Below are 10,991 nucleotides of genomic sequence, written 5' to 3'. Positions count from 1 at the left end.
AATCTTATAATTTACAAAACATCGGTCTTTTTTCCTAATATAATGTCGTTTATTTTACTGGTAATCAGTAAAATATATTTTTGTCATGTACTAAACTTTTATGTATATTTTACCTGATTTAAAAACAGGTTGAGCATTTTGAAAAGAGATGGAGTTCTCAAGTTGACTGCGGTCAATAATTACGGGTTTATATTGTTGCCAGTTTCTGTCTACCTCACCACCAGTTGTAAGCCAACAGGATGTAAATAAAAATGAAAATAAGAGTGGAAGTAATATTTTTTTCATCATCATGTCTTTTGTTAAAGATATCAAAAAACAAGAATGGTTGCGTTTAATAATGAAATATTTATAAACGTTTGTATTAAAGATATTTACTAACTATCACTTCATCACCTATTTTTAGAAAATTAAGGAATTTTTTTACTAATAATAATACTGATAAAAAAAAAGACCATTTCAAAGTGAGCGTACAATGAAATGGTCTAATTTTAAGACTGGATTTTTTTTGAAGAAAGATTATTATTGTCTGACGCTGATTAAATATCTTTTTCAAAATACATATGAATATAAATTGCGGAACCAAAATTTGTTGATGTTGATGTCGTGAACCGATATCCTTTTGCGGCATATTCATCTAGTTTTTCCTGAATTTCTTTTTTTGAGTCATTAGCAATGTGCTTGGAATCTAAGGTCAATTTAGAGTAATAAATTAAACTTTCTACTTTGTATTCTTTCATAATAGTTTTTTTGGTAATTTAATAGTTTTAAAATTTTTCCGGTAAATATGGCTGATTTTGATTACAAAAAAAGTTTATTTTTCTTATTTTCCCAAAAATAACTCGAACAAGTTACGTGATCCAATTGTGATAAATTTAAGATTTGAAAACAGTTGTATTGTCGGTTCGAGCTCAGTCTAGATCTATCATTTAATCTCGACTGCGCTCGATTTGACAAAAAGTGAACAGGGAAGATATTTTAAGAATTATTCCTAAACGGTTTTTAAACAATTAAGGAATTTTGATGGTAGATGTAATATTTTCAAAATAGACTTCTATTGTCAGTTCGAGCGCAGTCGAGAACCTTCATTCGAGAACCTTCGTTTGAGAACCAACATTGAATCTCGACTGCGCTCGATTTGACAAAAAATAAAATCGGTAGATCTTACAAGAATTGCTCTAAAACCGTTTTTAAGAATTTGAGGAATTTTGTTGGTAGATGTAATATTTTCCTAAAAGACTTCTATTTTCGGTTCGAGCGCAGTCGAGAATCTTCATTCGAGAAACTTCGTTTGAGAACCAACATTGAATCTCGACTGCGCTCGATTTGACAAAAAATAAAATCGGTAGATCTTATAAGAATTGCTGTAAAGCAGTTTTTAAACAATTAAGGAATTTTGTAAAAAGTATAAATATTGTTTATACAACAGCTCTATTGTAACTTCAAGCGCAGTCAACCGCGTATTAGTGGCAATAAAGACTTACATTGTCAGCTTAAAATCATCAAAATCATCCTCTTTTGAGGAGGGTGATTTTTTAGCTTTTCTCGAACTTAAAATATCAACATTTGTCTTGGAATAATTATCAGAAATTTTGTCTAGAGAATTTAATATTCTTCTTACTGACAAAATCAAAATTACAGCACCTATAAATATTGCTGAAACTCCAACATTTTCTGAGAAAAATTTTTGCCCGAATAATTCAAATTCTGTTTTTCCTGAACTGTTTAATGAGACAAGCCAGATACCAAATCCTGAAATTATTAAAGCAAAAAAACAAATGACGATTCCGAAAATTAATGTTGATCTGTGAAAGACATTGTGAGTATTAGAATTTATTTTCATCTGTAATGTGTTTATAATCAAATGTATGAATTTATTTTAAACGGAAGATGACTTTGATATTTAATTTAAAAAATGATTTAATGTAAAACTAAAATCTTAAAATTGATAGATTTTCAAAAATATTGTTTCTAGTTTCAGTATAACGAAAAACTTTTAAAGACCTTTATAATGACTATTGTACAAGTACAACACTTAAACTATTTGATAAATATAATTTATTTGTTTTACAGTAAAAGCGATTTTATAAATGGTGTATCAAAGATCACATACAACATGAACAGGTATAAAGGCTTAAAATAATTTAGAAAAACTTAGTGGGAAAAGGCAAGTATAGCCAATCTGAGTTGTCGAGGCACTTGGTTTTAAGATTTAAACTATTAAATCCTGAGGTCGCCCTAATTTACTATTCCAAAAAAAAAGAGGCTCGCCTGCCTTGAAATTCTCTCTCAATACTTAATGATAACTCCATAGTGTTAGCTGCATATAATCGACTCCAGCTTTTCCACCGCGGAGGATTCAACATTAGTTTAATTACCTCATTAGTTTGCAGTTGCTTGGGTGTTCGTTCTCAAAATGTACTTAAACCTTTGCTTTTAACGGTGGTACTACTTTATTAATCCACAAAAGTTTCTTTTATTATTTCCTTAGTCATTTTAACTTCAGACTTATTCAATTTTCCTAACAATTTGATAATTCTTTTTTTATCGATTGTTCTAATTTGGTCTATTGCTATCATTCCTTTATTTTTATTATGATTGACAGGAATTCTCGTTGGATATTCTTTTAAACTTGATGTCATAGGAGAAATAACAATCGTGTTTAAGTATTTGTAAATTTCATTAGGAGAAACAATAACACAAGGTCTCGTTTTTTGTTTTTCACTTCCCAATATAGGATCAAGATTCACTAAAACTATTGAATATTGAATTAATTCCATTCTTCAAAATTTTCATCATTAAAAACATCGTTCATTAACATTTTATCATCACCTTCGTTACTCATTTTTTCAAATGCTGTCTCCCAATTTTGTCTTGGCGATTCAATTGGTTTGAGAATGATTTGTCCCATTTCAAGTATTATTTCTACTTTATCTTTAATATTGTATTTGTCTAAAATAGTTTTGCTTAAACGCAAACCTTTTGAATTTCCAATTTTGATTATTGCAGTTTCCATAACTCATTGTTTTATTGTTGTTACAAAGTAACTACATCGTCAATTAATTTCAAAGGTTTTCATCATTTTTTTGTATATTAACATTAAAGTTGGTCTGTGAAAAAATCTCCGTTTATTTCATTCAAATATAAAATAATAATTTAATTATTAGACAGAAAAGTTGTATAATCAAGCATGCAACATATTACAAGGATATCGCTTAATCAAATGGTCTTCCCTCCAGAAGCTCCGGGATTAGAGGATACTATTTTACCCAACAACCCAGTATGTTTTATAGATGCTTTTTTAGAGGCGCTGTCATTAGTGGCGATTGGTTTTAAAATTCAAACAATCAAGTCCGAGAGAGGATCACGTTATGACATGAAGTTTTTTCTTAAAATCTATTTTCATGATTATTTGAACGGATTAGGAAGTTTGATAAAGATTAAATGAATCAATACTTAATTTTGCAAAAAAAAAGAGGCTAACTTGCCTCTTGAAATTCTCTTTCCATACTTTATGATAACTCCATAGTGTTAACGCACGTTCAATTGGTTCCAGTCTGTCCGCCGCGGAGGATTCAACCGCGGGTTCATTACTTCGTGCGTTCGCTGTCGCTCGGGTGTTCGTTCGCCCCGGCGAATGCAACGAACCTATATTTGTCGAACCCTTATCTGTCACCGGGAGTATCGCTTATAATCTTCGATAATTTTTTCTTTTCTCCTGTTTTCTTCTTGCGCTAAGATTTTAGGAATTTCTTTAAATGATTCGTCAAAATAAACCAGATTCATTTTTGCATCTGCGTCAAATATTTCGATAAAAATAACTTGGATAATTTCTTCACAAAGTTTTATAAGTTTTTCGGTTTTTTCGAACGTAATATCTGAATCTATGATGTGGTTATTATTTTTGTCAGTATGGCTGTAAACTTTATCTCTTAAATCAATAATTTGTTTAATAGTTTCCCTGTTCTTTGCTAACCTTTTTTCCCAGTCAGCTAATTTCGGTGAGCTAAGTTTTAGACTTCTAAAGTGACCATCTGATTTTAAATTCACTAAAAGCTTATTTAAATTAAATTTGTCTTGGCTTTCAGTTTTATTAAAAAGTTTGGATAATTCAATAACAGAAACTTTCCATAAAGACATTTTTATAAATGCAAAATGATTTGAAGAATTTATATAATTAAGTTCTTCTACCGAATGCGGTTTATGCAAATAATAAGAATAGTAAAAGGATTCTTTCGCAAGTTGAAGAATATCCCAAATTTTATTTACTCTAATTTCAAGTTCGTCTTTTAAGTTCATGATTTTCTTGGATATTGCCGGTAACGTCAATCTGTGAAAAAACTTCCGTTTTATTTGCATCAAATATAATATTTTATTTTAGATATAAGCGAGAAAATTTGTACATTTAAAGATGCAACATATATCTGGAACATCTCGTCAACAGTTACAAATAAGTAGTTTAGAAGATAAAATCGCCTCAGAAAATCCCATACGTTTTATTAAAGCTTTTGTAGAGCACATCTCACTCGAAGCACTTGGTTTTACGGTACAAATTATAAAATCCTAAGTTCTCCCCAGTTTTGACACTAAGCTGTTTCGTAAAATCTATTTATACGGTTACCTAAATGGCCTTAGAAGTTCCAAAAAGTTAGAAAAAGAGTGCATTCGCAATATTGAATAATACTCTTGTTTTTTTGGGGTCAAGACACTTTCTGTACGATATCACAAGACAAATTTTTATTCTTACAAGAGCAGTTTTTTTAACTTCTTATAATTTACGAGGACGATTGACTCAATCAATTGTTACATAATTCATTAAAAAAATGATAACTGCCAAACTTTAAATTCTATTTGCTAAGTTCATTTTAAAAATTCTAATAGACAGGTATTATATTTATTAGATGATTTATAAAGAAAGTAGAAATGTACTGTAACGAATAATTGAACATACGTGCGGATGTTCTAACTTAATACGCAATGCGAAATTCAAATCCTTATCCCAATAAGTAATGTTATAATTCAATTGGCTTAGACGCATTTTTATGAATTCTTATAATTCCGAAAGCTATAGCGGTCCCAACTAGTCCGCCTATTAAAACATCTGTTGGAAAGTGCTTTCCTGATAATGCTCTAAAATAACATCCTAGTAAAGTTCCTATAATGGCTAAAATCCAGATCAGGGATTTCAACTTACTATCTTTATAAAATGAACTATAACTAATAGCAAAAAACATAAAGCCAAACGCCGTGAGACTAGCGTCACCTGAAAAAAAAGAATTTTGAATGTCATAATCAACAATATCCTCAAAAAACTTTTCTTTAGCTCTTAAACTTAATTTTTCTATTTCATTATGTGTTATGTATGCAAAAGGTCTATATCTATTTACAAGTCCTTTTGTTAGACCTGTCAAACTATCAGTTAGCCAGTATCCTTGCGAAAAAACAAAAAACAAAGCAAGTCTCCTTTTTACACTACCGGTAAAAAAGAAAATAGAAAGGGGTATTAAATAGATAGCAATGTTGTTAAATATCTTCCCATTATCTTTTGCTGAAATATCCCAGCGACCAGCAATAATTTTATCAATTGAATTAATTTTTTCAATTTCAGTCTTTTTTAAGCTACCAATCTCAAAATTGATATGATTGCTAGCCTTATTTTTATGAAAATGTCCAGATGCATAAGCTATCCCAACGCATACCAAACAAATTGTAATTTCTCTTTTAAAATTCAAAGTAATTATCTTATTGTCCCCCCAATAACTCTTCTGGTTTATTATTAAGACCAAAATAAGAAATACAAAAATAACTGCGTAAACTATTGCCATAATAGACTATTTTAAATGTTATTGTCTTTTAATATTCTGTTTGCCAGTTCTTTTTTAATCCAAAAAGTGGTCGCATAAACTTCCACCTTCGAACAAAAAATTCATAAATGAACCATGAAAACCCGAATGTGCCAACAACCATTATAAATGCTTTCAAGCCCAAAGACCATTCTAGGTTCATTATATAATAGGCTATGACCATCATAATGGTTTGATGCAAAATGTAAAAAGGATATACAGCTTCGTTGCAATAATATACGATTTCATTATTGACTTTTTAGAAAAACAGTAAGGTCGGGGCTTTTTGGCAGTAATATTTTTTTTAGTTAATTGGTTCCTTGTATAGTTGTCTTCCCCAAGATTGTATGTCTCTTTGTGGTAGGTTTGAATTATTTAATAACTGGTAAATTTCATTTTTAATTTCTATTATTGCATTTGGGTCGTCCGTGCGTATTCGAGTTTCATAGTTGTGTTTTACACCGCTAGCAGTAAAGTTCAAAGAACCTAAATAAGCTATTTTTTCATCAATTAAATATATTTTACTATGTATAAACATTGCGTTTTTATTAGCTTTATCGGGAGATAAATAAACTTTAAAATGGAAAAGTTGAGAATACCAATAGGTGTAAATACGTTTATTTTTGATCTTATTTTTGAAATACCTACCGATAAAAAATAGTAATATAAGTGGTATTATTCCATAAACAACTTTCATGTTTTTAAGATAAAATGCAGTTCCCACTAAAATAGTGAGAATTCCAAACCAACTGTACGTCAAAATTCTTAAAATATTCTTCCACTTTTCACGTTTTTTTTCTGCTAAATAATCGGTTTCTTTGTTCTGAATTATTAATTTATGGAGATTTTTATCATAATCGCCATAAAAATCTTCAATATTGTCTGATGTAATCAATTCAACTTCTAAACTTCTTTTATTTAAGTTTATTAATTCTGAAATTAAAAAAGGAGATAAATAGGGAGACACAACTTTAACAGATTTTTTAGCGCTATGGATATCATTTAGTAATTTATGACCCGCACCTTTTCCAATATAAATATCACAATTTGCTCCGTTATAAAACATATGTTATCAGTTATTTAGTTTTTTTAAAAAAACTTAAAGCGTTAGTCGATAAAAAAATTTCGATTTTGTAGAAGTCAAATATAGCATTTTATTTTTCACTTAATTAAGAGAAATTCTATGTTCAGGCATGCACATTATATCTAGATTAACGCGTTAAAAATTTTAGAGTAGTAGTGTAAAAAATATGGCCGCAGTCAATAAGTATTTGTGTTTTATGGAATTATTTATAAATCACAGCTGAGCTTGAGGAATTGATTTTACATAAAAAAATGATAATAATCAGAGATTCTAAATTTGCAATTTAAAAAAAAAGAGGATTCTACATCCTCTTGAATTTACAAAACTTCAATAACGACATCCCCATAGGAACGGACTCTCAACCAGTTCTAGCCTGTCCGCCGCGGAGGATTCAACCGCGGGTTCATTACTTCGTCCGTTCGCTGTCGCTCGGGTGTTCGTTCGCCGCGGCGAACGCAACAAGCATCTATGTAAAAGCAGTAAATTGAACCTCAAAATAAATATTAACTGCAGTACAGTTTTAGCTGTCTGCCAATACTTTAATGATATGAGTGTTCAAATTACTACTAGTCCAAAAGTCTATATTGGTTTGGATATACACAAGAAAACATGGACAGTTTCCATTCAGACCGATTTATTTTTCCATAAAACGTATTAGATGCAATAAAAACCATAAAATTTAGAGCAACACGTAGCTAAAAATTGCGTAATAATGATTTTTATTTGGTTTATGAAATAGATTGTTATGGGTTTTCTGAAGCTCGCTATTTTTTAAACTTAGGCTGGAATGTACTGGTAGTCAACCCAGCTGACGTGAAGACAGGAAATAAAGAACGGTATTAGAAAACAGATGCATTGGATGCCAAAATTTTTTATTATTCTTACAACTATATAGCTGCTGGTAGTTATTTATTTAGTCCATAAATAGGAGCCGAGCTCTAAGAATTTAAAAGTGAAATATGATATAAAAGAGCAAAAACTAATCATCGCATTATTGAAAAAGTCAGAATAACTTTTTCTGTTTATATCGTACGGTGGACAAAAAGTTGTTCCCACCTTTTTCAACAAACCGTTGGAACGGTATTTTATATTCGAAAATCACCCACAAATCGCCCATATAAAAAGTTGTTAAAAACTTTGAAAGCTTTACATAGGAGCCTTAGCTTATATGCGATGTTTTAATTTTTAGCTCGTAACTTCTACACCGTTTAAGCGCAGTTTTTCTTTTAGTGTTTCATTTTCGTTCAGGTTGTACCACCCAATCTTTTTCAGAGATTTTAATTGCAATAAAGGCTCAATATCTAAAGTTGTGAGCATTGATATTACAGAAATTTCTTCAATATTTTTAAGTTTTATAATATCCGACAAATCATCAACATCGAAAGTGACATCTTCACCATCCCAATTTGGAATGAGGTCTGCATAAATATCAAGTGCACCGTCAAATTCAATTTTCTTTATTTCGTTTAATAGTTCGTCAGTTATTTCTAAATATCGGCAAAAATCTAAAAGTTCAGTAATTGGTTCGTATTCATAATTTTCATTGTCGTAAAATTTGTCTTTTAAATTTTGCCATTCTGTTTTAAAATATCCTAATTCTAATAAATTATCGAAAACAACCAACTTAAAATTTAGTGAATAAAATCCCTTTGCCTGCATTTCGCGATGTTCATTGTAATTTTTTTCTTCTTGCTTGTAAATTTCTATTCCAAACTTTTTAAGAAATCTATTTAAATGAAATTGATATTTAAATTGTGCATTTTTAATAATATTTTCTGCTTCTTCTTCGGTTTCAATCGGGTTTAAATTAAAGTTTTCTTTCACCCAATTTGTATATTCTGTGTGACTTCTGCTGTGTTCATAATCGTTTTCTTCATCATCAATATAATAGTAAACATCTTCAAAACTCACATACGGTTCGTGGTCAAACGTTACTAATTGTAGCAGTTGCCTAATATTTTCTGCAATAATATGAATGCCGCCTTCATCTCCAAAAATCACAATTGGGCATTTGTTTAAATTTTTGTCGATGATCCAAAATCCATAATCGCTTCCTGTCCCGTTTGCGCCCGCAAATTCTATAAAAGCATTGCGAAATTCCATTTCCTCTGTCCAAGTTTTTAATCCTGTATCGTCTTTAGTTGTTAGATAAAAACTTTCAGAATAATCAAAATGTCCGTATATCTCTGCAAATTCAAATAACATAATCAAATCATCTGGAACTTTATAATCACAAAACGCTTTCATAAAAACTTCTTTTGTTAAATTACTGGTGTATTCAGAATTCTCACTATATTCGATTTCCTCAACTATTTGTAACCAAATTTTATTAAAGAATTTAATAATCTTTTTTGGACTTTCATTATTCAACTGAACATATTCACTTTCGTCGTTTTCTTTATAAATTGAAATTAAAAAAGATTTTTCATTAGCCTTAGAAACTCGAATGTAAATTAATAATTCGCCATCATCATCTATTGTAATACTGTCGCCTAACTCTTGGTTATCGTCAAGATCTATATAAGTTTTTTGTATTGCTATTTTTGTATTACCTAAATCAAAACGCAAACCATATTCTGTTTCAGGAACTTCTTCAGAATTGATAATATTAAATACTTTGTCAAAAGTAAAAGAAGCATCTAACTCTGCTAATTGAGTATTGAAATGATCAATTTTGTCAACAATTTTCATCCAAATTTTATTGGCAAAATTCTGAACATTGGCTGGACTTTTATCATCCAATTTAATAAAACTGCCCTCGCTGCCAATACGATAAAACGCAAAAAAAAATTCATAACCTTTACTACCTTTTACTGTAAAAGACATTTGCAAACCCGAATTACTGTCGATAAAAATCATATTTCCATCTTCTTTACCTTCCTCATCTGGGTAAGGTTTTGTTATAGAAACATCGATTTCGTCTATCATAAAATCAAGTCCATTTTTATCGTTTGGAACTTCGTCAGAATTTATAATTTTTTTAAAATTTTCAATATTAAATTCGTAATTCATAAGTTGGTGTTTATTGTTAATGGTCGTCGGTCGAAAAATAATGCACAACGTCAGTCTGTGAAAACTTCCGTTTTATTTGCATCAAATATAACCAAAATGTTTCGGATACAAGCGGGAAAATTTGTACATTTACAAATACAACATATATCTGGAATATCGCGTAAACGTATACAAATAAGTAGTTTAGAAGATAAAATCGCTTTAGATAATCCTCCCGAAGCTTCGGGACGTTTTATTGAAGCTTTTTTAGAACACATCATCCTTGAAGCACTTGATTTTACGGTACAAACTATAAAATCTGAAGGGCGTCCCAGTTTTGACACTAAGTTGTTTCTTAAAATCTATTTATACGGTTACTTAAATGGCCTTAGAAGTTCTAGGAAGTTAGAAAAAGAGTGCGTTCGCAATATTGAATTACAATGGCTCTTAGAGGCTATTTGCCCAAATTATCATAGCATTTCTGATTTTAGAAAACAAAACCCAGCAGGGCTTAGAAAACTATTCAAACTCTTTGTTTCTTTTTTGAAAGATGCCGACCTAGTTGCTGGTGAAACCATCGCTATTGATGGCACAAAAAGCAGAGCGCACAACAGCAAGAAAGCTAATTTTAACCAAAAGAAAATTGACAAACATCTAGCTTATATTGAAGAAAGAACCCAAGAATACCTGACAGAATTAGAAACAAATGATGTAAAAGACAACACAGTAACCGTTACTAAAATCCAAGAAAAAATAGCGCGTCTAAAGAAAAACAAAATCCGCTATGAATTACTGGAAGAAAAATTAAAAGATAGTGGCGATTCACAAATTAGTACCACCGATTCTGACTCACGCGCACTACTGGTTCAAGGAGTTGTGGTCGAGATAAGTTACAATGTCCAGGCAGCGGTAGACAATAAACACAATTTAGTGGTTGCTACTCACACTATTAATCGCAATGATCGCAACGCACTGGCAGCTATCGCTATCGAAGCCAAAGAAAATCTAAACGTAGAAACCTACACGGCTTTGGTAGATAAAGGCTATCACAACGGACGCGAAATCACTCAGTGCAA

General features: G+C 30.5%; 11 protein-coding genes and 1 pseudogene. 4 read left to right on the top strand and 8 right to left on the bottom strand.

The genetic code is table 11. The annotated features are described in order from the left end of the window. Nucleotides 1-536: 536 nt before the first annotated feature. The 4 genes from BUB42_RS15870 to BUB42_RS15855 form a co-directional block, all read right to left on the bottom strand. Nucleotides 537-737 carry a DUF4177 domain-containing protein gene (locus BUB42_RS15870; RefSeq protein ID WP_073022136.1) on the bottom strand — a complete coding sequence of 67 codons (201 nt, stop codon included), beginning with the start codon at nt 735-737 and terminating at the stop codon, nt 537-539. A gap of 740 nt (nt 738-1,477) precedes the next feature. Next, nucleotides 1,478-1,840 carry a hypothetical protein gene (locus BUB42_RS15865; protein WP_073022135.1) on the bottom strand — a complete coding sequence of 121 codons (363 nt, stop codon included), beginning with the start codon at nt 1,838-1,840 and terminating at the stop codon, nt 1,478-1,480. Nucleotides 1,841-2,453: 613 nt separating this feature from the next. Then, complete coding sequence (locus BUB42_RS15860; protein ID WP_073022133.1) at nt 2,454-2,777, bottom strand: type II toxin-antitoxin system PemK/MazF family toxin; 324 nt, start codon at nt 2,775-2,777, stop codon at nt 2,454-2,456. Then, complete coding sequence (locus BUB42_RS15855; protein ID WP_073022131.1) at nt 2,768-3,013, bottom strand: AbrB/MazE/SpoVT family DNA-binding domain-containing protein; 246 nt, start codon at nt 3,011-3,013, stop codon at nt 2,768-2,770. Before BUB42_RS15855 ends, BUB42_RS15860 begins: the two co-directional genes overlap by 10 nt. A gap of 174 nt (nt 3,014-3,187) precedes the next feature. On the opposite strand from BUB42_RS15855, the gene BUB42_RS15850 reads away from it, so the two are divergent. Continuing rightward, nucleotides 3,188-3,445, top strand: coding sequence for a hypothetical protein (locus BUB42_RS15850; RefSeq protein WP_170857246.1), 258 nt, complete (start codon nt 3,188-3,190; stop codon nt 3,443-3,445). Nucleotides 3,446-3,669: 224 nt separating this feature from the next. On the opposite strand, the gene BUB42_RS15845 is transcribed toward BUB42_RS15850, so the two are convergent. Then, nucleotides 3,670-4,296, bottom strand: coding sequence for an AbiU2 domain-containing protein (locus BUB42_RS15845; RefSeq protein WP_073022128.1), 627 nt, complete (start codon nt 4,294-4,296; stop codon nt 3,670-3,672). A 112-nt stretch (nt 4,297-4,408) separates the two neighbouring features. Here BUB42_RS15845 and BUB42_RS16515 point away from each other — a divergent pair, with 112 nt between their 5' ends. Both BUB42_RS16515 and BUB42_RS16320 read left to right on the top strand, forming a co-directional pair. After that, on the top strand, nt 4,409-4,564 hold the full coding sequence (locus BUB42_RS16515; RefSeq protein WP_170857245.1) for a hypothetical protein: 156 nt from the start codon (nt 4,409-4,411) through the stop codon (nt 4,562-4,564). Nucleotides 4,565-4,582: 18 nt separating this feature from the next. After that, nucleotides 4,583-4,678: pseudogene (locus BUB42_RS16320) on the top strand (transposase); the annotation flags it as partial. Between the two features lie 331 nt (nt 4,679-5,009). Here BUB42_RS16320 and BUB42_RS15840 read toward each other — a convergent pair. The 3 genes from BUB42_RS15840 to BUB42_RS15830 form a co-directional block, all read right to left on the bottom strand. Continuing rightward, nucleotides 5,010-5,822, bottom strand: a complete 813-nt coding sequence (locus BUB42_RS15840) for a phosphatase PAP2 family protein (protein WP_073022127.1) — start codon at nt 5,820-5,822, stop codon at nt 5,010-5,012. A 322-nt stretch (nt 5,823-6,144) separates the two neighbouring features. After that, nucleotides 6,145-6,906, bottom strand: coding sequence for a phospholipase D-like domain-containing protein (locus tag BUB42_RS15835; RefSeq protein ID WP_073022125.1), 762 nt, complete (start codon nt 6,904-6,906; stop codon nt 6,145-6,147). 1,203 nt (nt 6,907-8,109) lie between these two features. After that, nucleotides 8,110-9,936: a DUF6892 domain-containing protein gene (locus BUB42_RS15830; RefSeq protein WP_073022123.1), complete on the bottom strand. Its 1,827-nt coding sequence runs from the start codon at nt 9,934-9,936 to the stop codon at nt 8,110-8,112. Nucleotides 9,937-10,032: 96 nt separating this feature from the next. Here BUB42_RS15830 and BUB42_RS15825 point away from each other — a divergent pair. Continuing rightward, nucleotides 10,033-10,991, top strand: a 959-nt coding sequence (locus tag BUB42_RS15825) for a transposase (protein WP_244533956.1), incomplete at its 3' end; no start/stop codon positions are given.

Source organism: Flavobacterium micromati, from assembly GCF_900129585.1.
GTDB classification, from domain to species: Bacteria; Bacteroidota; Bacteroidia; order Flavobacteriales; family Flavobacteriaceae; genus Flavobacterium; species Flavobacterium micromati.
The sequence above is the reverse complement of the archived record's forward strand: the minus strand, read 5'-3'. Positions and strand labels throughout refer to the sequence as shown.